The organism is Flavobacterium sp. ZE23DGlu08 (genome assembly GCF_030505335.1).
In the GTDB taxonomy this organism is placed as follows: Bacteria; Bacteroidota; Bacteroidia; order Flavobacteriales; family Flavobacteriaceae; genus Flavobacterium; species Flavobacterium algoritolerans.
This window is the reverse complement of sequence record NZ_CP130045.1, coordinates 2,815,283-2,841,505: the sequence shown is the minus strand read 5'-3', so window position 1 is coordinate 2,841,505 and position 26,223 is coordinate 2,815,283. Positions and strand designations below refer to the sequence as shown.

General features: G+C 33.9%; 21 protein-coding genes. 10 read left to right on the top strand and 11 right to left on the bottom strand.

Annotation, left to right across the window (positions count from 1 at the left end):
• The first annotated feature begins 33 nt into the window (after positions 1-33).
• Complete coding sequence (locus Q1W72_RS12490; protein ID WP_282710472.1) at positions 34-1,482, top strand: glyceraldehyde-3-phosphate dehydrogenase; 1,449 nt, start codon at positions 34-36, stop codon at positions 1,480-1,482.
• Between the two features lie 281 nt (positions 1,483-1,763).
• On the opposite strand, the gene Q1W72_RS12485 is transcribed toward Q1W72_RS12490, so the two are convergent.
• Positions 1,764-3,170, bottom strand: a complete 1,407-nt coding sequence (locus Q1W72_RS12485; protein ID WP_302135651.1) for an APC family permease — start codon at positions 3,168-3,170, stop codon at positions 1,764-1,766.
• A gap of 441 nt (positions 3,171-3,611) precedes the next feature.
• Between Q1W72_RS12485 and Q1W72_RS12480 the strand changes: the two genes are divergently transcribed.
• Positions 3,612-4,112 (top strand): hypothetical protein, encoded by a 501-nt coding sequence (locus Q1W72_RS12480; protein ID WP_121342686.1) that lies wholly within the window; start codon positions 3,612-3,614, stop codon positions 4,110-4,112.
• 256 nt (positions 4,113-4,368) lie between these two features.
• Here Q1W72_RS12480 and Q1W72_RS12475 read toward each other — a convergent pair whose 3' ends face one another.
• On the bottom strand, positions 4,369-4,509 hold the full coding sequence (locus Q1W72_RS12475; RefSeq protein WP_158589745.1) for a hypothetical protein: 141 nt from the start codon (positions 4,507-4,509) through the stop codon (positions 4,369-4,371).
• Positions 4,510-4,850: 341 nt separating this feature from the next.
• Between Q1W72_RS12475 and Q1W72_RS12470 the strand changes: the two genes are divergently transcribed.
• The 3 genes from Q1W72_RS12470 (at position 4,851) to Q1W72_RS12460 (ending at position 7,911) form a co-directional block, all read left to right on the top strand.
• The gene (locus tag Q1W72_RS12470; protein WP_147402371.1) at positions 4,851-5,240 is read left to right on the top strand and encodes a hypothetical protein; all 390 of its coding nucleotides are present in this window, start codon (positions 4,851-4,853) and stop codon (positions 5,238-5,240) included.
• An 89-nt stretch (positions 5,241-5,329) separates the two neighbouring features.
• Positions 5,330-6,190: an NAD(P)-dependent oxidoreductase gene (locus Q1W72_RS12465; protein WP_302135645.1), complete on the top strand. Its 861-nt coding sequence runs from the start codon at positions 5,330-5,332 to the stop codon at positions 6,188-6,190.
• A gap of 98 nt (positions 6,191-6,288) precedes the next feature.
• A complete protein-coding gene (locus tag Q1W72_RS12460) occupies positions 6,289-7,911 on the top strand; it encodes a S41 family peptidase (RefSeq protein ID WP_302135644.1) in 1,623 nt (540 codons plus the stop codon).
• Positions 7,912-8,004: 93 nt separating this feature from the next.
• On the opposite strand, the gene Q1W72_RS12455 is transcribed toward Q1W72_RS12460, so the two are convergent.
• Positions 8,005-8,232 carry a CDGSH iron-sulfur domain-containing protein gene (locus tag Q1W72_RS12455; protein WP_091164708.1) on the bottom strand — a complete coding sequence of 76 codons (228 nt, stop codon included), beginning with the start codon at positions 8,230-8,232 and terminating at the stop codon, positions 8,005-8,007.
• Between the two features lie 487 nt (positions 8,233-8,719).
• Between Q1W72_RS12455 and Q1W72_RS12450 the strand changes: the two genes are divergently transcribed.
• The gene (locus Q1W72_RS12450) at positions 8,720-9,775 is read left to right on the top strand and encodes a glycosyltransferase family 9 protein (protein WP_302135641.1); all 1,056 of its coding nucleotides are present in this window, start codon (positions 8,720-8,722) and stop codon (positions 9,773-9,775) included.
• A 24-nt stretch (positions 9,776-9,799) separates the two neighbouring features.
• Entirely contained in the window at positions 9,800-10,258 is a 459-nt protein-coding gene (locus tag Q1W72_RS12445; RefSeq protein ID WP_099714558.1) for a VOC family protein, read from the top strand.
• An 89-nt stretch (positions 10,259-10,347) separates the two neighbouring features.
• On the opposite strand, the gene Q1W72_RS12440 is transcribed toward Q1W72_RS12445, so the two are convergent.
• Positions 10,348-11,853, bottom strand: a complete 1,506-nt coding sequence (locus Q1W72_RS12440) for a peptidoglycan endopeptidase (protein ID WP_302135639.1) — start codon at positions 11,851-11,853, stop codon at positions 10,348-10,350.
• A gap of 480 nt (positions 11,854-12,333) precedes the next feature.
• Here Q1W72_RS12440 and Q1W72_RS12435 point away from each other — a divergent pair, with 480 nt between their 5' ends.
• Positions 12,334-12,543, top strand: coding sequence for a hypothetical protein (locus Q1W72_RS12435; protein WP_302135638.1), 210 nt, complete (start codon positions 12,334-12,336; stop codon positions 12,541-12,543).
• Between the two features lie 14 nt (positions 12,544-12,557).
• Here the strand turns inward: Q1W72_RS12435 and Q1W72_RS12430 are convergent, their stop codons facing one another.
• From Q1W72_RS12430 to Q1W72_RS12410, 5 genes are all read right to left on the bottom strand, one after another.
• Positions 12,558-12,878, bottom strand: coding sequence for a panthothenate synthetase (locus Q1W72_RS12430; protein WP_099714555.1), 321 nt, complete (start codon positions 12,876-12,878; stop codon positions 12,558-12,560).
• Positions 12,879-13,077: 199 nt separating this feature from the next.
• Positions 13,078-15,345 (bottom strand): aconitate hydratase, encoded by a 2,268-nt coding sequence (locus Q1W72_RS12425; protein WP_099714554.1) that lies wholly within the window; start codon positions 15,343-15,345, stop codon positions 13,078-13,080.
• 120 nt (positions 15,346-15,465) lie between these two features.
• Complete coding sequence (locus tag Q1W72_RS12420) at positions 15,466-18,237, bottom strand: bifunctional aconitate hydratase 2/2-methylisocitrate dehydratase (RefSeq protein WP_099714553.1); 2,772 nt, start codon at positions 18,235-18,237, stop codon at positions 15,466-15,468.
• A gap of 397 nt (positions 18,238-18,634) precedes the next feature.
• Positions 18,635-19,588: a MoxR family ATPase gene (locus tag Q1W72_RS12415; protein ID WP_302135632.1), complete on the bottom strand. Its 954-nt coding sequence runs from the start codon at positions 19,586-19,588 to the stop codon at positions 18,635-18,637.
• A 119-nt stretch (positions 19,589-19,707) separates the two neighbouring features.
• A complete protein-coding gene (locus tag Q1W72_RS12410) occupies positions 19,708-21,138 on the bottom strand; it encodes a peptidylprolyl isomerase (protein ID WP_099714551.1) in 1,431 nt (476 codons plus the stop codon).
• 760 nt (positions 21,139-21,898) lie between these two features.
• On the opposite strand from Q1W72_RS12410, the gene Q1W72_RS12405 reads away from it, so the two are divergent.
• Entirely contained in the window at positions 21,899-23,341 is a 1,443-nt protein-coding gene (locus Q1W72_RS12405; RefSeq protein WP_099714550.1) for an alpha-amylase, read from the top strand.
• A gap of 187 nt (positions 23,342-23,528) precedes the next feature.
• Positions 23,529-25,118, top strand: a complete 1,590-nt coding sequence (locus tag Q1W72_RS12400; protein ID WP_099714549.1) for a peptide chain release factor 3 — start codon at positions 23,529-23,531, stop codon at positions 25,116-25,118.
• 83 nt (positions 25,119-25,201) lie between these two features.
• On the opposite strand, the gene Q1W72_RS12395 is transcribed toward Q1W72_RS12400, so the two are convergent.
• On the bottom strand, positions 25,202-25,561 hold the full coding sequence (locus Q1W72_RS12395; protein ID WP_099714548.1) for a hypothetical protein: 360 nt from the start codon (positions 25,559-25,561) through the stop codon (positions 25,202-25,204).
• Positions 25,562-25,910: 349 nt separating this feature from the next.
• Positions 25,911-26,222 carry a DUF3467 domain-containing protein gene (locus tag Q1W72_RS12390; protein ID WP_073354716.1) on the bottom strand — a complete coding sequence of 104 codons (312 nt, stop codon included), beginning with the start codon at positions 26,220-26,222 and terminating at the stop codon, positions 25,911-25,913.
• Between the last annotated feature and the right edge of the window lies 1 nt (position 26,223).

Genomic DNA, 26,223 nt, shown 5'->3' with positions numbered 1-26,223 from the left:
AATACAATCACTTATTTTCATTAAATTTTCAACATGGCAACCACAACTTTATACGAAAAAGAAGTTACTTTTCAAGCCGACAGGCGACGTGCAGGAGTAAAACTAATTAAAATCATCAGCGATTTATGGTATGATAAATCCATAGAAATGGTCTTATTCCGAAATCAATTAATTGACAGAAATGTCAGTGACATTATCAACCTGCATGAATATGCTGCCGAATTTGTAGGCAAACCCATTTCAGTATTTGACTCGGTTAAAATTGCAAAAGCTATTTTAGAATTGAATTTACCACCTGCAAAATTGGACATTGGTAAACTGACGTATGAATACGGTTTAGAAGAAGATAAATATCCGGATGCCAAGTATTTTGTAATTGACAAACTTAAAAACGCTAAAGACTCTGAAGAAATTCAGCCGAAAGATGTTGTGCTATATGGTTTTGGCCGAATTGGTCGATTATTAGCCCGAGAATTAATGTCTAAAACCGGAAAAGGAAGTCAAATGCGATTGCGCGCTATCGTGACACGCGATAAAAATGACGCCAATTCTCTTGAAAAAAGAGCTTCCTTATTGCGATATGATTCCATTCACGGCGATTTTCAAGGATCAGTAACTGCTGATACTGAAAATAATGCTTTGATCATCAACGGAACCACCGTTCACATTATTACCGCAAACGGACCTGAAGAAATTGATTACACCCTTTTTGGAATCGACAATGCATTGGTAATTGACAACACAGGCGCTTTTACAACCCACGAAGCATTAAGCCGACATTTGGTTTCCAAAGGTGTGGATAAAGTATTGCTTACCGCTCCCGGAAAAGGAGTTCCAAATATTGTTCATGGCGTAAACCATAACGAATACAATCCTGATGAAATCAACATTTTTTCGGCTGCATCGTGTACTACCAATGCGATTACGCCAATATTAAAAGCTGTTGAAGATACTTTAGGAGTTGTCAAAGGACATTTAGAAACCATCCATGCCTACACAAACGACCAGAATCTTGTGGATAATATGCACAAAAAATACCGTCGTGGTAGAGCAGCAGCCTTAAATATGGTAATTACCGAAACGGGTGCCGGAAGTGCTGTTGCAAAAGCATTGCCAAGCCTTGCCGGAAAATTAACCTCAAATGCGATTCGGGTACCGGTTCCTAACGGTTCATTGGTAGTCTTGAATCTTGAAGTATCCAGAGAAACATCGCTGTTAGAAATCAATGCCATCATGAAAAAATATGCGTTGGAAGGCGAACTGGTAGAGCAAATCAAATATTCTTTGAATAACGAATTGGTTTCTTCGGATATCGTGGGAACATCGGCTCCTGCCATTTATGACAGTAACGCCACAATCGTTTCAACCGATGGTAAAAATATCGTGTTATACATTTGGTACGATAACGAATACGGATACAGCCACCAAGTAATCCGATTAGCAAAATACATTGCCAAAGTAAGACGCTTTACATATTACTAGCCTATAGATTACAGGTTGATGGTTGCAGATTGTAATTTTTAGTTTTTTAGTTTTTAGATTTAGATTGAAGAAAGCAGCAACCCAGCCTGAATTAAATAGAAAATCCGTCGCGTTATCAAAACGAGACGGATTTTTTTTATTTAAGCTTTTTTGTTATTCTACCGAATTTAGCCACAGATGACGCAGATTAAACGGATTTTAACTGATTTTTAAAAAGTTATATTTAAAAATTCGATTTAACATCCACAAATTAATAATTCATAACTCATAATTAAAAAAAACTATTCCCTAGCTTTAGTCAAATAATACACTGGAATACCTATTAGCATAATCAAAACTCCCCAACCACTTGTACTCGTTTTAGTATACAACAAAGCAATACAAATAGCCGTGGCGATAATTAGGTACAATCCCGGCAAAAATGGATATCCAAAAGCCTTATATGGTCTTTCGGCATTTGGCATTTTCTTGCGCAGAATAAATATTCCCAAGATAGTAAGTATGTAAAATATCAAAACGATGATAACCACAAAATCCAGTAAATCCCCATATTTCCCTGTGAGACACAACGCCGATGCCCAGATACACTGCGCCCAAATAGACCAAGCCGGAACACTGGCATGATTCAATTCAGCCGCTTTCTTGAAGAAAACACCGTCTTGCGCCATCGTATAATAAACTCTGGCTCCCGCCATAATCAATCCGTTGTTGCAGGCAAAAGTCGAAATCATAATCATCACTGCGATAATTAATGTTCCCACAGAACCAAAAATACTTTGCGAAGCCACAACAGCCACACGATCAGATTCTGCTGTAGCAATTTCATACAAAGGCACTACTGCTAAGTACATAATATTTGCCAAAATATAAATCACACTCACAATTAAGGTCCCTAAGAACAAACTCAATCCCACATTACGTTTTGGATTTTTTATTTCACCAGCGATAAAAGTAACTCCTTCCCAAGCCACACTGGAGAACATCGAACCTACTAATGCTGCCGAAATTCCAGATATCAAAGCCGTTCCGCTGATAGGCAACCACGAACCCGTTTCTACATTTAGTGTTTGTGATGCCCAAGCATTTGTCCAGTTTGCGTCCCAAACTTCCGCTTTGGCAGCCATAAAACCAAAAATAATCAAACCTGCCAACGATAGAATTTTGATAACCGTCAGAACCGTTTGTAAAATCTTAGAGTTTTTCACCCCGCGACTGTTGATGTAACTCAGTAAAATAATAGTAAAAATAGAAACAATCTGAGCCGCATTGAGTTTGAAATCCCCAATCTCATATAAAATATTTTTATCACTTAAAGGCGCGTACAAATAGGCGGCAAATTTAGCAAAAGCCACACCCACGGCGGCAATAGTACCGGTTTGAATCACGGCAAAAAAGCTCCAACCGTACAAGAAACCCACCAGTTTCCCGTACGCTTCCTTAATGTACACATATTGACCACCTGCTTTAGGAAACATCGCGCTCAACTCGCCATAACTCACGGCGGCAATCACCGTAATAGCGCCCGTAAGCACCCACATAGCAATCAACCAACCGGCAGAACCCAACTGGCGAACCATATCGGAACTTACAATAAATATCCCGGAACCTATCATAGAACCCACCACAAGCATGGTTCCGTCGAGTAATCCTAATTCTCTTTTAAAATCGTCTGGTTTTTGGTCTTCCATATTTTTTGGTTTTGGGGTTTTGGTTTTAGTTGGCTAAAGATATACTTTTTTTGGAAATTTCATAAATTGAAGGAGAAAAGTGAGAAATTCAAAATAAAGAGTAAAGAGACAAGAGCAAAGAGTGAGAATTAACTAACCGATTATTCCTTTGGGCGTGACCCTGCAGCAGCTTTGTCGTTCCTCCTCGCTACTTTGGGTCGGGCGGTACGCTGTATCTTTATTTTCTTAAAGAAAGAAAATAAAGGATGCCGCTTCCCTCCCTCACGCAAACCGTAATAAAATAACGTTTATTCTTTTCAATGAAAATTGTAAGAAAAATTGAATATATTTGAGAAAAATAAAAACGAAATAAAGTTTCGCCAAGCCACGCATATTTTGGTGCATATGCGAAGATTTATTTCGCCTATATACAAGTTGTATGCAAGGTTAAAAACCGAAAAAATGAGAAAATATCTTTTAATAATTAGCTTTTTGTTTTTTAAAACTTTTATTTACTCTCAAGATTTTATAAAATCCGATACTTTAAAATCTGAAAGCGAAGTATATAGAACATCTCATATAAGTATGGGAAACTCAGGTTTGACAAAATATTTTAAAATTTTAACTTGCGACTCTTCAGACTTTAAAAAAATTGAACTTGAAATAATCAACTGTTATACTAAACATAAACTTGAATATACCGAATTTTATATTATCTGTATTCCAAATTATATTAAACTTCAATCAAATAAAGAAACAGACATTCTAATGAAATTTATTAATAAAATTGATGCTGAAAGAATGAATTTAAATTTATCTACTGCTTTAATTAAATTAAAATACGATTTTAAAAATAATAAATTTGAATATTATTTAGACGAACCAAAAAAAGATTTAATCGAATTTAAAGACTATAAACTAAATATAAAACCAAATGAAGTTTGTATGTTTTTAAGACGCTAAAAAGCCTGTATACAACACACGCTACAAGCAATTTGGTTATTTGGCTTAATGGAAAAATTGGTTTGTATTTGGAAGATTTGGCAAATCCGAAGATAAGGCTTAATTTAATCCCAAACCCGCTGTAGTGTCAGAACTTTGGCAGTAATGTTAAAAACCCGAAACGCAATTGAATGAAATTACATGTTTTAAATAAAGTAGTATCTTTATTAATAATATTGCTGAATTTGTATTTTCTGCCTTATACAGTTATCCAGATTTATACAAATGGTGGAGCAATGGGTTTTGGCTTGATGTCCTTATCATTTACGTTATCAATCAATTTATTGTTAATTCCTGCAATCTTAATTTTTAAAAAAAGATTTGAAAATAGTATTTTTATCTTAATACTTAATTCCATAGGATTTATAATTTCATCATTAATTTTTTTCTTACTAATTACAACGCCGAACTTTGAATAGAATAACAAAAAAAAGTCAAAATAATTTCAATAATAGTAGGAAGTATAATTCTATTTTTCATGTGTGTTTATTTATATTTTACAGATTTTGGGAGCAAAGGAATTTTATCAAACGATCCCCTGCTAGCGCGAGCGTACCGCTCGTGATGGGTGTTAATAGATTAATATGATTTTAGTTTGTGCCAGTCATTAGATTTTTTTTTTAAAATATAGTGAGATAATAATTGTGTTCACGAGCGGACGCTCGCTCCAGCAGAGAATCCGAAAAGAATTAAAGTAAAATGAAAGAAAAAACAGTTCGAATTTTTGGATGGATTTCAGTTATATTTTATTCAATAATGGCACTTATAATGTTTCTAATTTTAATTTATGAAAGTCTAGATATTACTGCATTCTTGACTTTAACAATATTTACAGGGATGGCTGTTACCGGCTGGAACGCTAGGAGATTTGGATTGAATGATTTTAAACATAAACTCATCATAAAACTAACAGCTATATTTTCATTGATTTTTGGATGTGTGTTTGCAATTCTATCGCCATTTATTTTTTCCAAGAGTTACGGCATTGGTGACTCATATGAGCCTATTGTCGTTTTGATTGTTATGTTTCTTCCTTCGATAATATCGTCATTAGCAATTCTGATAAAATATAAAGTTCAAATAAATTAAATCCCGACCGCGCTGATATGCAACAATCGTTCGCGCACTTTTGCAAACTGTGCCCATAATTAGCAAATAATCTAAATAACACAAAAACTATGAATACATTAAAATTAGGATGGACAGGTCTTGGCAACATGGGAAATCCAATGGTGATGAACCTGCTCAAAGCGGGTTTTGAAGTATCCGTTTTCAATCGCACCAAAGATAAAGAAGCGCCATTACTGGCTGCAGGAGCAAAATCAGCAAGCAGTTTGCAAGAACTAATGGAAACTTGTGACGTCGTTTTGACCATGTTATCCAATGACGCAGCTGTCAAAGAAGTTTTTGAAGGACCAACGGGTTTATTGTCTAAAACCAATCCTGGCAAAACCTTCATCAATATGAGCACGGTTGCTCCAGAAACCTCACGTTATTTAAACACCATTTGCAACCAACATCAAATACATTTTATAGATGCTCCCGTTTCTGGAAGTGTAAAACCGGCACAAGACGGAACGCTTGTCATTCTTGTGGGCGCTTCGAGTGAAGACTACGAAGTAGCCAAACCCATATTTGAAGTTTTGGGTAAAATTGCGATTCACGTTGGCGAACCTGGCGTGGCAAGTTCAGCTAAATTAGCCATCAATTACCTATTGGGATTGAACCTTCAAGGAATAGCTGAAACAGTTTTATTTGCTGAGAAAAACGGCGTGAGCAAAGAAGATATGCTCAACATCATCAATCAAGGCGCTTGTGGCAACGGAATTACAAATATCAAAACACCTTCTATTCTGAACGATTCTTATCCTGCAGCATTTGCTTTGAAACATTTAGTCAAAGATTTAAGGCTGGCCAAAGAAGCCGGGCTCGATTCCCCGCTGATTCATCCTTTGTATGATAGTTATGCTACAGCTGAACAAGAAGGATTAGGCGATCAGGATGTTATGGCGATTATCAGCAGTTTAAAGAGCAAGTAACACTACGAAAACTGAAATAGCAATGATTTAATTCATCAATAATTGTAAGAAAATTTCAATATATTTGAGAAGCTATAAAGAAATAAGTTGGCTATAATATGAAAAAAACTTTTCTACTTTTAATCTGTTTCAGTTTTAATTGCCTAATTGCTCAACAAGAGATTTCGGATACCAAAAAATTAGCTACAATTTCCAAAATTTATGGTTTTCTAAAATATTATCATCCAGAAGTTGGAAAAGGAAAATACGATTGGGATAACGAATTTATTAAATATCTCCCTCAAGTACTTGAAGCTAACGACAAGGAATCATTATCAAAAATTTACAATAATTGGATTAACAGTTTGGGGAAGATTGAAAAATGTAACAATTGTGATTCTGACCAACTTCTTTTTGATAAAAATTTCAATCTTTCTTGGACACAAGATTCAGAAATTTTCAATAGTGAACTTACCTCAAAATTAAAATACATTGAAGAAAACAGATTTCAAGAAGAAAATTTCTATGTCACTACAGAACCTGTTGGAAAAATTAAAGTTACAAATGAACCTATTTATCAAAATTTTTCATATCCAAGTGAAGAATATAGACTTTTGGGCTTATTCAAATATTGGAATATCATAGAATATTTCTATCCTTACAAATATCTGACTGACCAAAAATGGGATTCTGTATTAACAGAAATGATTCCAAAATTTAGAAGTGCATCCAATCAAGACGAATATCAATCTTTCGTAAAAGAACTCGTTGCTAAATTAGACGATACACACGCTTGGGTCAGCTTCAATGCTGAGAAAGTCAAATACCTTCCTATCAAAATTTCAAACATTGACAATAAAGCTGTAGTTTCAAGTTTCTACAATGATTCTCTTGCGAAAGTTAATAATTTAAAATTAGGGGATATACTCCTAAAAATTAACGACATAAACATTCCAGAGGAAACAGAAAAAAAATCAAAATACATTTCTGGCTCGAATACAAATATTAAAATTCGACAGACTTATAACGAAATTCTTCTTGGAAAAGACAGTATAATAACATTAACTATCGAGAGGAATAACCAAATTGAAAAAGTTCAAGCCAATCGGTATAATTTTGATGACTTCAAATATTGGAACAATCCAAAAGCTGTTAAAACAAAATCAATAAACGAAAAAATTGGTTATATAAATATGGCAAGTATTAAAGGTGCTGATGTTTCTGATTTATTTAAATCCTTTGAAAATAAAAAAGTCCTAATAATTGACTTAAGGAATTATCCAGCCTTTATTTATAAACTTTTTTCAAAATATTTAAATTCAGAAAAAAGAGATTTCAGCAAAATTTACAGTCCAAATATGGATTATCCGGGAATGTTCCGATATAAAGAGAATTTACAAACAGGTATAAAAAACAGCAAAAACTTTAAAGGAAAAATTATCCTTTTAGTAAATGATGAATCAATAAGTAGATCAGAGTTTACTGCTATGGCGCTTCAAACGGCAGACGATGTAATTACAATTGGAAATCAAACAGCCGGAGCAGATGGAGACGTGGTCATTTTTGAGTACATTGGAGGGTACAAAACAGCAATTTCAGGAAATGGCATTCTGTATCCTGATAAAACCGAAACACAAAGAAAAGGAATTAAAATTGACATCAAAATTAAACCAACAATTGAGGGCTTAAAACAAGGTCGAGATGAAATTTTAGATAAGGCGATTGAATTAGGCTCCGAATAAAACATTATTAATTCCGCCATCCAATCATAAAAATAAAAAAGCTAAATCCATAAAGATTTAGCTTTTATCATTTAATAGAATCAGAAAATGATATTACTTCGTTTTCATTGGTGGCAAGTCAAATGCAGCTGATTCATGCTCAAAACCATTGCGGTGTGAACCATCACAAAAAGGTTTGTTTACTGATAATCCACAACGGCAAAGACCCAAAGCGGTTCTTCCTTCTAATCCGTATGTTTTTCCTTCACAGTCTGTTATTTCGAAATCGCCTTCTATTTTTATAGAACCATTGCGATTGATTGTTAGTTTTGTCTTGCTCATAATGCTTTTTAATTTTTTAGAGTTCAAAGATTGCAAAAAATAGTAGTACCGTTTAGCATTGATGTGCTTTTTTATGATGCAAAAAGCTAATTTACATTAATTCTATTTTATGCTACCTTAAATTAGGAGCAATCACAGGCAATTAAAAAGAAATTAGAAATTGGAATTTTTTGAATATCTCAAAATTTAGCATAATCAAAAAAGAGCACATTATGCATTGAATCATCCAACTATTGAAGAACTTAAGAATCAAATTAATTGCAAAAATGCAGCGTAACTTTATGCGCCGTTTTTATTTGTGCATCCAATTCTTAAGATTAAAGTAATCTTGATAAGCTACAAATATTATTAGCTTCTATATTGTATATTTGCCCGTTAGGCAACACTTAGAGAGGTGCTAATTATTTTATATTCTGTAAAAGAATAAAAACACCTTTTCAATTTTATATTTAAAAATAATTTCAATACTATATAATATTTTAAAAGCATGAGTATCTTAAAAAAAGTAAATGTATTCAGAAGGATTTTAACACGAAGCCTTACTAAAAATATCGGCAGTTCCCAGAAGAATCAACATATAGATTTGACTCAAAAAATTGAAATCAAAAGAGTATTAATTTCCAGACCCAATCATAGATTAGGAAACCTATTGCTAATTACACCGCTGGTACAAGACGCAATAGCCACTTTCCCAGAATGCAAAATTGATTTATTTGTAAAAGGAGGGCTTGCTCCAATTGTTTTTCAAAACTACGAAAACATCAATTATATTATTGAACTTCCAAAAAAGCCATTTAAAAACCTAATCGCTTATTTTCAAGTTTGGATAAAAATCAAAAGGCAGCGCTATGACATAGTTATAAATGTTGATAAAGGTTCTTCATCTGGACGATTATCGGCTCAGTTTGCAGATGCGAAATATAAGTTTTTTGGCGAAGTTGATGAAAACATTGCATTAAAACATAAAGATTACGAGCACATTGCCAAGTATCCGGTGTATGAATTTAGAAGTTTTTTAACCAAATTAGGATTTCAAGAAAAGGAAAATCTAGTTCCATCATTAGACCTTAAATTAAGTCATGCCGAACTTGCCGAAGGCAAAAAAACAATAGACAAAATAGTTCCTAATGACAAAAAAACTATTGCTATTTTCACCTATGCAACAGATGACAAATGCTATTCAGAAACTTGGTGGGAAGAATTTTATGAGCAATTAAAAACAAAATATCAAGATTACAATATTTTAGAGGTTTTACCGGTAGAAAATATTTCACAAATAGGATTTAAAGCACCTACTTTTTATAGTAAAGACATTCGGGAAATTGGTTCAGTCATTGCAAATACAGAAATTTTCATTGGGGCCGACAGTGGAATTATGCATTTAGCCAGCGCTTCACTAACACCTACTGTAGGTTTATTTTCTCGTCTTAATCAAAACAAATATGCACCTTACAACAATAACAGTGTGGCCATAAACACCAATACCAGCACAACCGAGGAATCAATCAAAGTAATCAATAACATTCTTCTTGGTAAGAATTAATTAAAAGTATAAAGCAAATTATCCATGAAAAAAATAGCTGTATTCCTAATTGTATTTGTAATCACTGGAACACTTTGCGCCCAGAATACCAACACCTATGCTTTGAAGTTGGACCACATAGCACTTTCAGTAAAAGACTTGGATCGCTCCGTTGATTTCTATACTAATGTTTTGAAACTTTCAGAAATTACCAATCTTACACGAAAAGAAGGCATTCGTTGGGTTTCATTGGGTGATGGTAAAGAATTACACTTAGTTTCCACAATTAAAGGACCTGTTACGATAAACAAAGCTGTACATCTTGCGTTTAAATCAGCTAATTTTGACGCATTGATTCAAGCACTTAAAGCTTTAAAAATTACATATTCTGACTGGCCGGGGAAACTTGACACCATCACCGTTAGAGCTGACGGAATCAAACAAATATACATACAGGATCCAGATGGCTATTGGATTGAAATAAATAGTGCCGAACAACACTAAACTGTACAACTAAAAAAACGAAACTCCTCAGTTGCCTGAGGAGTTTCGTTTTTTTATTCCTTATATTTTTTGAAATTTACCAATTAGAATTATTGTAAAACTCTATTTATTTGGGAGAAATTTTTCTCATAATATTTTTCTTTGGTTGAGGAAATAATAACTCCATTACTCACTGAAGAGTGAATGAATTTTATTTCTCCTTCACAAACTTCTACCACCATACCTACATGATTAATTTGGCTTCTACCATTCGTTTTAAAGAAAATTAAATCTCCTTTTTGAGCTTCTTCAGTATTTATTTTAGTACCAATACCGGATTGTTCTCTTGATGTTCTTGGTAACTTTATATCGAATGCACCAAAAGTAGTACACATTAAACCGGAACAGTCAAATCCTGCTTTTGAAGTTCCTCCAGAACGGTATCTGGTTCCTATGTTTTCTGAAGCGCGTTCTATCAATTGATCCAGAAAATCATGACTAAAAGTAGGCTTTAACGTATTGTTAAAATCAATTGTAGTGTTTTCAATTGTAGTTGCATTATTGCTATCAATGCTAACAACAGCATTATTTTCTACTGGTACAGGTACATTATTTGTACGAATGCTCAATTTAGCCCCTACACGAAGTCCATTTTTAACTTCTGGATTTTGTTTTTCTAATTCCTGAACTGTAATTCCGTATTGTTTAGCAATACCATATTTAGTTTCTTTTGGCAACACTTCACGAACAATATTATCTGAGATTGCGCTTGGCGTTTCATTTGATTGAGAAACAGCTATAACTTCTGATTTTGGTAAATCTATTTTTGGCTGAGAAACTACTGGCTCTTCTGTTTTAGGTGTAATTGTAACGGGCTCCGCAATAACTACAGCTTCAGCAGTTGGTAATTCTTTGTTTGGCTGTGGCGCAACTGCTACTTCAGTCACTGGTATTCCATTTCCAGGAATCGTTATTTTTTGACCTACTCTAAGTGCTTTAGTACCTATAGTTGGATTGGCTTTGTCTAATTCTTTAACCGTAATTCCGTATTTTCTTGCGATAGAATATTTTGATTCTTTTGGCTGAACTTCTATCGTGGTTTGTTCCGTAGTGGATTTTTCAGTTTCGATTACTTGGGGAGTAACTACTAATTCCGGTTTTTGAGAAACCTTTTTGGCTTGAGGAGCAACAGCTACTTCCGTTGAAGATGCGTTTGCAGGAATTATAATTTTTTGACCTATTTTTAATCCTGTAGATTCTAGCGTTGGATTAAGTTCATTTAATTCTTTTAGGGAGATTCCGTATTGTTTTGCAATTCCGTAAAGCGTTTCTTTGGCAAGTACTTCATGTTCTTTTGCGGAGTAATTTGCTGCAACCTTGGATTTAGTATTTGTCTTTTTTGTAGCTGCTACAGGAATTAATAAAATGGAGTTGAGTTTTAATAGATTTTTTGCGTTTGGATTTAATTTGAAAATAGCGCTTTGTTTAACATCATATTTCTCAGCAATACTAGAAATTGTTTCTCCTTTTACGATGGTGTGCTTCGTGATATTTTCCTGAGAAAAAAGAACGATACTATTCAATAAAAACAATGTTACAATTAATCTTAAACTCATATTCATTTATTTCAAATTACTTACCCCATTTTTATTCTACACAGCGATTTCGGGATATAATTATTAAATCTCGCTATGGTTTGCTTTTTTACTTTTTTATTTAAAAAATTGTAAAAATAATCCTTATCTCTTTTATAAAAAGAGGTTCAGAATGTGTTCATTTTAAATTCTAGTTGATTTTTTATTTCAATTGCAAAAGCAGGTGAAATAGTAACGCCGTACAATCCTATTGTATTGTTGGGCTGAAAATAAAAATTCTAAAGAAGGTTGATTTAAAAAACTATCAAAAAAGCTCCTTTGAATAATTAATTTTTCAAAAAAGCTAATATAAGAGATTTAATCAAAAAACACGGCCTTTTTTTAAATTTTAACGTTCAAAAAATAAAATTTCGACTTGTTTTTTGAATTTTGCCCGTATTTTCGGCTTATAGTCCTTTTCTTTTTTAAAATAAAATTTTGTTTGAAATCAATAAATAGGAATTGAAATTCTGGTTTATGACTTGTAGCCCTGATGAAAGTGAAAAGCCTTTTGAAGCGGAATTGCCTATTTTTCCTGGGAAAAAAGAGCGACTAAAAGAAGCTCCTTTTTTATCTTGGAAAAAAGCAATTGCGCAAAAAAGCTTGAAACGGTCAGCGGGAAATAGCTCAAAAAAAAAAACCACCTCATTTTATTTGAAGTGGCGCTGTTAATTCTCTCGTTTTGTTCATACTACATGAATATCACTCCACTTTTCAGCAAGTTTAGAGAGGTTAGCTCGCATTAAATCATCAGGAGTCATCGCTATTCTAAATTCGCAATTGGCTTCAAAATTTAAAAACCAAGGTTCAGCAATAGATGGAATTGCAGACGCATCAGGAACTTCAACTACCATAATTGCGCCCCGATGCCCGTCTTGTTCAGAAAAATAAATACTCTCTGGTTTGATATCATTAATCACTCGACTAATGATTTCGCCAGCAGTTCCATTTCTAGTCATTGAGTTGAAAGGCTCAATAGGAAAGATAACATTGACTAACATTCTCATAGCAATAAGATTTAAGATTAATAGTAACTAAAGATACAAAATAACACAATCCGTATTGCTAATAAAATACTCATTACCAATACTTTAACTTAAATTAACATGTCATTAGAAAGCGAATATTGTTCTTCTGAAAAAAACCATAAAACAAAAAAACTCCCAAGTTTCCTTGAGAGTTTTGAATATAAATGTTTTAATTTACTTATGCGTTACTGGCAGCAGCAATTAAGTTTAATGCTGAACCAGCTACAAACCAGCCAATTTGCCCTTCGTTATAGGTATGGTTTGCCAAGATAATATCTTTGGTTCCATCTGCGTGAACGAATTCTAGAGTTAATGGCTTTCCTGGAGCAAAATCTACTAAATCTGTGAAGTTGATGGTGTCATCTTCCTGGATTTTATCGTAATCTGCTTCGTTAGCAAATGTTAATCCTAAAAGCCCTTGTTTTTTAAGGTTTGTTTCGTGGATACGAGCAAATGATTTTACTAATACTGCTTGAACTCCTAAGAAACGAGGCTCCATAGCTGCATGCTCACGAGAAGAACCTTCTCCATAATTGTGATCTCCCACAACAATAGATGGAACTCCAGCTGCTTTATATGCACGTGCAACTGCAGGAACGGCATCATAGGTACCCGTTAATTGATTTTTTACCGAATTGGTTTTTTCTGTAAAAGCATTAACTGCTCCAATCAACATATTGTTAGAAATGTTATCTAAGTGACCGCGGAAACGCAACCATGGACCAGCCATAGAGATGTGATCTGTAGTACATTTTCCGAAAGCCTTAATCAATAATTTAGCTCCAGTAATATTTTTACCATCCCAAGGTTGGAATGGTGCCAATAATTGCAAACGATCTGAAGTTTCGCTAACTAGGATTTGAACACCTGATCCATCAGCTGCTGGTGCTTGAAAACCTGCATCTTCTACTGCAAATCCTTTTTTAGGCAATTCATCACCATAAGGAGCGGTTAGTTTTACTTCTTCTCCGTTATCGTTGATTAAAGTATCAGTAATAGGATTGAAATCCAAACGACCTGAAATTGCTAAAGCAGCAACCATTTCTGGAGATGTTACAAAAGCGTGTGTGTTTGGGTTACCATCGGCACGTTTGGAGAAGTTACGGTTGAAAGAGTGAACGATTGTGTTTTTTTCTCCTTTATCTGCTCCTGCTCTATCCCATTGTCCAATACATGGTCCACAAGCATTAGTAAATACTTTGGTTCCCATTTTTTCGAAAGTAGCGATAATTCCATCTCTTTCGATAGTATACCTAATTTGCTCCGAACCTGGATTGATACCAAATTCAGCTTTTGGGCTGATTCCTAATTCAACGGCTTGATTTACGATAGATGCAGCGCGAGCCATATCTTCGTAAGAAGAGTTGGTACAAGAACCGATTAATCCCCATTCTACTTTAATTGGCCATCCGTTTGCAGCAGCTTCAGCTTTCATTTGAGAAACTGGCGTACCACGGTCCGGAGTAAAAGGGCCATTAATATGTGGTTCTAATTCAGAAAGATTAATTTCGATTACTTGGTCAAAATATGTTTCCGGGTTTGAATACACTTCTGGATCAGCAGTTAAATAAGACGCTACCTTATCAGCAGCATCTACTACATCTTGACGACCTGTTGCAGAAAGATATCTTCTCATGGACTCGTCATAACCAAATGTTGAAGTGGTAGCACCAATTTCGGCACCCATATTACAAATAGTTCCTTTTCCAGTACATGACATTGAAGTAGCTCCTTCTCCAAAATATTCAACGATAGCTCCTGTTCCACCTTTTACAGTAAGAATATCAGCTACTTTAAGGATTACATCTTTTGGTGCAGTCCAACCGGAAAGTTTTCCAGTTAATTTTACACCTATTAATTTTGGAAATTTTAATTCCCATGACATTCCTGACATTACATCTACAGCGTCAGCTCCACCAACACCAATAGCCAACATTCCTAATCCACCTGCATTTACAGTATGTGAATCGGTACCAATCATTAAACCTCCGGGGAAGGCATAATTCTCCAAAACGATTTGGTGAATAATTCCCGAACCTGGTTTCCAGAAACCAATTCCGTATTTATCAGACACTGAAGAAAGGAAGTCAAAAACTTCTTTGGATTGTGTATTTGCTGCAGCTAAATCAAATTCAGCTCCATTTTTAGCCAAAATCAAGTGATCACAATGCACCGTTGTAGGAACTGCAACTTTCTTTTTACCAGCGTGCATAAATTGCAACAATGCCATTTGAGCCGTTGCATCTTGACAAGCAACTCTATCCGGGGCAAAATCCACATAATCAACACCTCTTCCAAAAGCAGTTGATGGCATTCCATCCCAAAGGTGATTGTACAAAATTTTCTCTGTTAAAGTAAGCGGACGGCCAACTATTTCGCGTGCCTTATCAACACGAGTTGTCATGTTGTCGTACACTTTTTTAATCATTTCAATATCAAAAGCCATAATATATAGGTGTTTTTTGTTATTCTATTTATACATCACAAGATACAAAAAAATAGAGTATAAAAAAAGCCTGAGTCTAATGACTCAGGCTTTTAAATTATAATTAACTAATTATGTGAATTATTTAACTAATAACTTATGAGAAGGTGCAAACTTGGTTAGATTAATACCTTCTACCGCCGTTTTATATTCTTCTATTGTTGGAGTTCTACCAAGGATTGTAGATAAAACTACAACTGGAGTAGAAGAAAGTAAAGACTCTCCTTTTTTACCTTCAGTATCTTCTACAACTCTTCCTTGGAAAAGACGCGTAGATGTTGCCATAACGGTATCTCCTTTAGCAGCTTTTTCCTGGTTACCCATACAAAGGTTACAACCTGGACGCTCTAGATATAACATATTTTCATATGATGTACGTGCTGCAGCTTTAGGAACATTATCGTCAAATTCGAAACCAGAATATTTTTGTAAAATTTCCCAGTCACCTTCTGCTTTTAATTCATCAACAATATTATAAGTAGGCGGAGCTACAACTAGTGGCGCTTTGAATTCTACTTTACCTTCTTGCTCATCAATGTTCTTAAGCATATGAGCTAGAATTTTCATATCACCCTTATGAACCATACAAGATCCAATAAATCCAAGATCTACTTTTTTAACCCCTCCATAGAAAGATAATGGTCTAATAGTATCGTGTGTGTATCTTTTAGAAACATCAGCATTATTCACATCAGGATCTGCAATCATTGGCTCAGCAATCACGTCAAGATCTACAACAACTTCAGCGTAATACTTAGCGTTTGCATCCGGTCTTAGCGCTGGTTTCTCTCCTGAAATAATCTCGGCAATTCTCTTATCAGCTATAGCAATCAATCCTTTCAGTACTTGATTTTTATTATCCATTCCCTTATCAATCATGATCTGAATTCTACCTTTTGCCATCTCAAGAGATTCAATCAAGGTATAATCTTCAGAAATACAGATAGAAGCTTTTGCTTTCATTTCTGCAGTCCAATCCGTAAAAGTAAATGCTTGATCTGCATTCAGCGTTCCTAAGTGAACCTCAATAATTCTTCCTTGGAATACATTCTCTCCACCAAATGTTTTAAGCATTTGAGATTGTGTAGCATGAACCACGTCACGGAAATCCATGTATCCTTTCATATCTCCTTTGAAAGTCACCTTCACAGATTCTGGAATTGGCATTGAAGCTTCACCTGTAGCCAAAGCCAAAGCAACTGTTCCTGAGTCAGCACCAAAAGCAACACCTTTTGACATTCTGGTATGAGAGTCACCACCAATGATGATAGCCCATTCGTTTACAGTAATATCATTAAGTACTTTATGAATTACATCCGTCATGGAATGATAAACGCCTTTCGGATCACGAGCCGTGATCAAACCGAAGTCATTCATAAATTTCATTAATCTAGGAATATTTGCCTTAGATTTATTGTCCCAAACTGAAGCAGTATGACAACCTGATTGGTAAGCACCGTCAACAATTGGAGAAATCACAGTTGCAGCCATAGACTCTAATTCCTGAGAGGTCATCAAACCAGTTGTATCTTGTGAACCAACAATATTTACGGTAACACGAACATCAGAACCAGCGTGTAACACTTTACCTGGAGTTGTTCCAACCGCATTTTTATTAAATATTTTTTCTACTGCAGTAAGACCCTGCCCTTCAATAGAAACTTCTTTTGACGGAGCATATACAGGTACAATAGCAATACCAAGAGTTTTTGATGCAAATGTTTGTAATTTTTTTCCAAACACAATTGCATAAGAACCTCCCGCTTTTATAAATTCAATTTTCTGAGGAGTGAATGCTTTAGAAATATCTATCAATTCTTTATCTCCACTATACAATTTCTTTGTCTTTGTATTGATTGTAAGAACCGTACCAGTAGCAACAGAATACACTTCCTCAAGAATAGGATCACCACTTTCATTACGAATAGGGTTACCATTTTCATCTAATTTTTTTACCCAGTTTTTAAGGTCCAAACCTATACCACCAGTAACATCAACAGTTGTTAGGAAAATTGGAGAAATACCGTTTGTTCCTGCAACGATTGGAGCAATATTAATAAATGGAACATAAGGACTAGCTTGTTTACCACTCCAAAGTGCCACGTTGTTTACACCTGACATTCTTGAAGATCCCACACCCATAGTACCTTTTTCAGCGATTAACATCACGCTCTTATCAGGATTCGCTTCTGCTAACGCTTTGATTTCAGCTTGTGCTTCTGGAGAAATTAAGCATTTACCGTGCAATTCACGATCTGAACGAGAGTGCGCTTGGTTTCCTGGAGAAAGTAAATCTGTTGAAATATCTCCTTCACCTGCAATAAAAGTAATTACCTTAATTTCTTCTGCAATTTCAGGTAATTTAGTAAAGAACTCTGCCTTAGCATAGCTTTCTAGAATATCCTTGGCAATTTCGTTACCGTTTTTGAAAGCCTCAGCTAAACGATCTGTATCTGCTTCATAAAGATAAACTTGTGTTTTTAAAACAGCTGCAGCATCTTTTGTAATAGCAACATCATCACCTAAAGCTAAATCAAGTAAAACGGCTATAGAAGTTCCACCTTTCATATGTGATAATAACTCTAAAGCAAAAGCAGGCGTAATTTCAGCAACTACTGATTGACCTAAAACGATTTCCTTTAAAAACTTAGCTTTCACATTAGCTGCAGGAGTAGTTCCTGGAACAACATTGTAAATAAAGAATTTAAGAGAATCCTCTCTGTACTCGTTATTCAAATCTTTAATTTGTTCAATGATTTCGCTTAATAATTCGGCTCCATCAATTGGCTTTGGGTTAAGTCCCTGGCCTTTTCGTTCTTCAATTTCTTGAATGTAATCCTTATAAGTATTCATAATAGAAGTCTTTTCTTGGTATTTTTATTTTTTGTACGCAAATTTAGGAATTAATGCCGAGAATTAAAAAAAATATAATAGATGTAGCTTTTTCAAAAATTATTATTACAAAATAAAGAGTTTCACTACTTTTTATTGTCAAAAATTCAATTTTAAATTAAAATAATGAATTATCAACAATTTAAAATCTTTTCTTTGAGAAAGTTGAAATTTAACGATACTTAGGGAGCGAGATTTTACACCGTTTTCAGCTAAGAACCTTTCTAAATTATCACTTATAACGTTGTAGTTGTGTTTTCAAACGCTCTTTTTGGTCAAACTGTACTATTAAGTGAAAACAAAAAAGCCAAACAGATTTTAGAAATTTGTTTGGCTTTTTTCTCAATATTAAAAATTATTACATCAGCTTCTGAATAATAGCTTCTTCAGTAATTCCTTCGGCATCAGCTTTATAATTTTTAATAATTCTATGGCGTAAAATTCCGGTAGCCACAGCTTTCACATCTTCAATATCCGGAGAAAATTTACCATTAAAAGCAGCATTTGCCTTGGCAGCTAAAATCAAATTTTGTGAAGCCCTAGGTCCAGCTCCCCAATCTAAATAATTTTTCACAAACTCATTAGATAGCGGATTATCCGGTCTTGTTTTACTGACCAATGTCACTGCATACTCAATTACATTATCTGCAACTGGCATTCTACGGATTAATTGTTGAAAATCAATTATTTCTTGAGCAGTAAATAATGGATTTATAGTGTTTTTTATATCAGAAGTAGTTTGCTTAACTACTTGAACTTCTTCTAAAAAAGAAGGATATTCTAATTTTATGGCAAACATGAAACGGTCTAACTGAGCTTCGGGCAAAGGATACGTTCCTTCCTGCTCAATTGGATTTTGTGTTGCCAAAACAAAATAAGGCAAATCTAATTTATAGTTTTCACCTGCAATAGTAACCGAACGCTCCTGCATCGCTTCCAACAAAGCAGCCTGAGTTTTTGGCGGCGTTCTGTTTATCTCGTCGGCCAGAATAATATTGGAAAAAATAGGCCCTTTTATAAATTTAAAATGACGATTTTCATCTAGTATTTCACTTCCAAGTATATCTGAAGGCATCAAATCCGGAGTAAACTGAATTCTTTTGAAATCAAGTCCTAATGCTTGCGCAAGCGTGTTTACCATCAATGTTTTGGCCAATCCTGGAACTCCTACCAATAATGCATGCCCGCCAGAAAATATACAAAGCAAAATTTGATCTACCACATCATTCTGACCTACAATGATTTTTGCTATCTCCGTTTTTAGCTCATTCCTTTTTTGAACCAAGTTATGTATTGCTGCTACGTCTGACATGTATTAAGTATTTTAAAATTAAAAAGAGTTAGCGTTATGAAATCATAAAACTAACTCTTTTTATTTATTTATTGAAAAATTTTTATTCCTAATTCCAATCTGGTAAATGATTAAGAAAACTATTTTTTAAGCCAATTGTTTGTAAAATCACAATCTCTATATTCTCCAATGATTTTGATGTACGTTTCTTTAATCTTTTCATCAAACCATTTTCCAATAGTCGTAATTTGTTTGCTTTTTAAAGCCAAGTCTTTTATCTTGATGTAATCTTTGGCATAATCTGCTGCATGCTCATCTATTCTATTTGTAACAGTAATTAGTTTGAATGTTTTCTTTCCTTCCTCACCTTGTTCTAATATTGGAGCAGAAACTTCACCCTCTTTTAAATTAGAAACTTGACTATAAAAAGTAGGATCCAGCTTAGTCAACTCAAAACGAGTATCTTGTGTTTTTGGATTGATTAAAGCTCCACCATTGGCTCTAGTTTCTTTCTCATCAGATAATGTTCTGGCTGCATCTGCAAAAGTGATTTCTTTATCTTCGATTCTTTTTTTAATCAAAGTAATTTTCTCTTTAGCTTCATTCAACGCTTCTTCAGTAACTGTTGGTGTCAATAATATATGACGTAATTCTATTTCTTGCCCTTTAATTTTTTCTACATAAATGATATGATATCCAAAATCTGTTTGAAAAGGAGCAGAAATTTCTCCTTCAGCAAGACTAAACGCAACATCTTTAAACTCTTTTACAAATGGAGTTTTACGATTCATTTTATAAAACCCTCCATTCGATCTTGAACCCGGATCTTGAGAATATAAAACCGCTTTTGTAGAAAAACTAGAACCTTCTTCTATTTCCTTTTTAAAACCATTCAGTTTATCAATTACTTTTTGTTTATCGGCATCCGAAACTTTAGGAGTAACCACAATTTGCGCTACTTCTAATTCTACACCAAAGAAAGGAAGATCAGTGGCAGGTATTGTTTTGAAATAATTACGCACTTCTTCAGGAGTGATTTCTACAGCATCAACAATTTTCTTTTGCATTTCTGAACTTAACTTACCTTCTTTTAAAATATCAGAGAAGTAAGTTCTGAATTCTTCCTCAGAATCTTTTTTGTAATACTTAACCACTTTGTCCAAAGATCCTATTTGCTCTACCATATAGTTCAAACGATCTTCCATCATACCTTTCACTTCAGCATCTGTAACTACGATACTATCTTGAATAGCTTGATGTGCATATAATTTATCTTCCAATAATTTACCTAACATTTGACATCTTGTAATGTCTTTTACAGATCCACCTTGAGTCGAAATTTCAAGATACGACTTATCAATATCAGAATCAAGTATGATATAATCCCCAACCGTGGCAATTACACCGTCAATTTTTTGTTTTTGATTGGATTGGATTTTTTTAACCGGAGTAATGACACTATCCTTAATAATTTCTTGAGCACTTGCTACAACACTGGAAAAAAGCAAAACAAAAAAAGTAAGTGCAATTCTATTATTGATGGATCTCATTTGTATTTTATTTATTGGCATTATTATAATTTGTATTTATTGTAAAACATCCCTATTCAACTGTCTTTAAACCTGTTTTATAAAGGCCAGAATAATTTTGGCAAATATACACTTTAAGAATCAAGAAGCGAATTGAATTTATAATACAATTTCTTACCATTCTTTAAATTTAAAACGAACAAAAATAACAATTCAATTACATAATACAAGTTTCCTACCTACTATTAACAAAAAATTATAAACGCATTTATTGATTGCGATATTCAGCTCCTAAATCGTAAAGAAACTGAACATTAGAAGTGGCGAAATTAAAATCACCGTTGTGCATTATTAAATTGTAACAGTATCATTTTATTTCCCTTTTTCAAACATTACACTTTTTAGTAAAATCTACTTTTCTTTTTTCTACTATTTCATTTGTTCCAAATCGAGTTTTGCTTTAAAAACATTCCGAAAACAGAAAAAGCATTAAAAAACAGGGCTTAAATTTCTCATTTTTAGCAGTATATTCAAAAAGTTGTAAACACTACAACGTTTTCGTTAAGAATTAAAAAAATTCGCATACTCATCACGTAAGAATTTGTATAAATTAGCTAAAAAAGTGATTTATTATTAAAAAATTAAACTTAAAAATAAATTTATAATAATTATTCGATTTATTTTTTTGATTTTAATAAAATGAGTTTTAATTCCTAACCTTAAAAAAAATCTAAAATTCATATTGTATACTATTTTCAATTAATACTCCAAAATCTATTATTTAACCAAATTTATTCCTTTTATGAAAAAACTAAATTTCAAAGCGTATCTATTATCAGCCTTATTAGTTGGTATGTATTCGTGTAATTCGAATGACGATCTGACAACTGATTCTGCTGCTGCAGCTTCACAATTCAAAGTAATCAATGTTACGCATCACGACGGACAACCATTCAGCACCGGAAAATCTGCTAATTCCACAACCGGAAGATATGTTGCAAATCCTGGCGGTGGTGTTATGATGCAAGCATTCTATTGGGACGTTCCTGCCGGCGGCAACTGGTGGAATACTGTTAACGCCAAAATAACGGCTTGGTCAAATGCCGGGATTGGTTCTATCTGGCTTCCTCCCGTATCCAAAGCACAAAATGGTGCTTTTTCAATGGGATATGATCCTACAGATTATTTTGATTTTGGTAATTACAATCAAAATGGAACTGTAGAAACAAGATTCGGTTCCCGTACAGAACTAGAAAGTCTGATAACAAAAGTGCACGCCGAAAACATGCAAGTATATGCTGATATGGTTTTAAATCACAATAGCGGCGGGCAATTAGAAAACAATCCTTTTACTGGAACGCAAACCTATACTAATTTTACCGGTGTCGCTTCTGGCAAATTCCCTAGAACCAGTGCTGATTTTTATAAAAATGCATACGGAAATAATGATGAAGGTGCTTTTGGAGGTTTTCCTGACTTAGCTCACGTGGTACCAAATGTTCAAGACTGGCTTTGGAAAAGAGCAGACGGAGTTGGTAAATATTACAAAAATACGATGAAATTTGACGGATGGAGATTTGATTACGTTAAAGGTTTTGCACCTTGGGTCATAAAAGATTGGAATGCAAACGTGGGTGGATTCTCCGTTGGTGAGTTATGGGATTCTAACGTAAACATACTGAATGATTGGGCAAATAATGCCAATAGTTCTGTTTTTGACTTTGCCTGTTATTATAAAATGAACGATGCATTCGACGGAAACAATTTAAATCTTTTGAATGATGACATGATGTGGAAGAGAAATCCTTACAAAGCAGTTACTTTCGTTTCTAATCATGACACCGATGAAATTTGGAAAAAAGAGTTAGCGTATGCTTATATTTTGACTCACGAAGGATATCCAACTATTTTTTACAGAGATTATGAAGAATGGTTGAATAAAGCGAAAATGGATAATCTTATTTGGATACACAACAATAAAGGAACGGGAACAACTTCTATTTTATACACCGATACTGATGAATATATCGCTCGAAGAAATGGTTATAATGGAAATCCAGGTTTAGTGGTTTACATTAACAACTCATCAACTTGGCAAGAAAGATGGATTCAAACGAATTGGGCTAATGCACAAATCAAAGATTTCACAGGAAATTCAACTTGGTTTCCAACAACCCAAGGCGATAAATGGGTTAAAATTCAGTGTCCGCCAAATGGATATTCTGTTTGGTCAATCAATATGTAACACATAAATACCATCAAGGCTGTCTGAAAAGGCAGCCTTTTTTTATCAGTTAGTAAATCTTCACAACACTAATATTGATTTAAAATCACATGAATTGCAACTTCAAAACTCACCTACTCCATTTAGAGTATACAATTTTTTTAATTGGCATTTATAAATAGTACTTTTGCAAACTATTTATACAAATATGGGCTTTTTAGAAGAAATACAACGCAGAAGAACTTTCGGGATTATCTCACATCCTGATGCCGGAAAAACAACACTTACTGAGAAACTCCTCCTTTTTGGTGGTGCAATTCAAGAAGCAGGTGCCGTAAAGAATAATAAAATTAAAAAAGGTGCTACCAGTGACTTTATGGAAATTGAACGCCAAAGAGGAATTTCGGTTTCTACTTCGGTTTTAGCATTCAATTATAAAGACAAAAAAATAAATATTCTCGATACTCCCGGACACAAGGATTTTGCAGAGGACACTTTTAGAACATTAACTGCTGTTGACAGCGTTATTGTTGTAATTGACGTTGCCAAAGGTGTTGAGGAACAAACGGAAAAATTAGTAGCTGTTTGTAGAATGCGAAAAATTCCAATAATCGTATTCATCAACAAATTAGACCGTGAAGGGAAAGATGCTTTTGACTTGATGGATGAAGTGGAACAAAAACTGGGTTTAACCGTTACGCCATTAAGTTTTCCAATAGGAATGGGTTATGATTTTCAAGGTATTTATAATCTATGGGAACAAAACATCAACTTATTTAGTGGAGACAGCCGTAAAAACATTGAAGAAACTATAGCTTTCTCTGATGTTCAAAATCCAGAATTAGAGAAAATCATCGGGCAGAAACCTGCTGATAAACTTCGAGAAGAACTAGAGCTGATTGACGAAGTGTATCCAAAATTTGATCGTCAGGATTATTTAGACGGAAAACTACAACCTGTATTTTTTGGTTCGGCATTGAATAATTTTGGTGTAAGAGAATTATTGGACTGTTTTGTTCAGATTGCTCCATCACCGAGGCCAAAAGATTCTGAGACACGATTGGTAGATCCAAAAGAAGAAAAAATGACTGGATTTGTTTTTAAAATCCACGCCAATATGGATCCAAAACACCGAGACCGTCTGGCCTTTATAAAAATTGTTTCTGGAACTTTCGAAAGAAATAAACCGTATTATCACGTTCGCCAGAAGAAAAATTTAAAATTCTCGAGTCCGAATGCTTTTTTTGCAGAAAAAAAAGAAATTGTAGACATATCCTATCCTGGTGATATTGTTGGTTTACATGACACCGGAAATTTCAAAATTGGAGATACGTTGACCGAAGGGGAAATCATGAGCTTCAAGGGAATTCCAAGTTTCTCACCGGAACACTTTAGATATATTAATAATGCTGATCCAATGAAAGCCAAACAATTGGACAAAGGAATTGATCAGTTGATGGACGAAGGTGTTGCGCAGTTATTTACACTGGAAATGAACAACAGAAAAATAATTGGTACGGTTGGTGCACTTCAATATGAGGTGATTCAGTATCGTTTGGAACATGAATATGGCGCAAAATGTACCTATGAAAATTTCCCTGTTCACAAAGCTTGTTGGGTAAAACCTAACGATCCAAAAAGCGATGAATTTAAAGAATTTAGAAGAATCAAACAAAAGTTCTTAGCACATGATAAGTACGGACAATTAGTATTTCTAGCCGATTCTGATTTTACAATCCAGATGACACAGAATAAATATCCGAATGTAAAATTATACTTTACTTCAGAATTTGAATAAAATATTTTTTAAAATAATTACAAAAAAAAACGCTAATTAAAAATTAGCGTTTTTTTTATATACCTTTTAAAATAAACCTCCACTTAAGAAATCATACTGTCAGAATCTACGGCTTTCTTTAAAAAAGCTTTGATCAACAAACGGTTTGGAGCAGAACCAGATGTTATAACCTGTATTTTTGTATTTGTACTTTCTTTAGAGATTGTACCGTTTGGATCTTGTTTTGTCCCCATAAACCATAGTACGAAATTCATACTATTTGAAGATGAAACTGCTGAAACACTTTCTTTTTTTGAATTACTGTTAACTTCAACAGTATTACCATCAACTAGCTTTTGAGCAGATTGACCAAATACAGATACGTTTGACATTAATACAAAAACAAACATTATCAAGAGATTAGAAATCCCTTTAGTGTCCGCTTTTAAAGAAAAATATTTCATAACAATTCGTTTTTTTATGATGGATAGGATTTAATTCCCTATCTCGAGAACGAAAGTATATCATTTATTTACGAGCAAAAAATATTTTCGATGAAGCACCTTAATAATCGTTTAAAACACAAACTTGTTATCAAGACCCTGAATTTAATAGTTTCTTAATATCAATTTATCAAATAAAAAGTATTGTTAGATTTTTTTTCAGAAATACAAAATTTCAAGAACGATTGCTGGAGAATATTGAAATTGTTCTGAAATACATATTTAAATCAAAACGTATAGTTACTAATTAAGTGACTAATATATAAACAAAAAAAGGCCCCATTTCTGGAGCCTTTTTTTTCTTTATAATTTATGCTTGTCCTGCCGGACCGAAGTTAAGCGGTATTGGTGCTTGTTCAGTGTCTTTTATTTCGCCATGAGCGACTTCAAAACGGTGAATATTTTCTCCTATTGCTTTCAACAATCTTTTAGCATGTTGTGGTGTCAAGACAATTCTTGATTTCACCTTAGCTTTAGGAATACCAGGCATGATGCTTACAAAATCTAAAACAAACTCTGATGAAGAGTGATTTATTATTGCCAAGTTGGAATAAATTCCTTCAGCAATTTTTTCATCTAGCTCAATATTAATTTGCTCTTGTTGTTGATTAGAATTACTCATA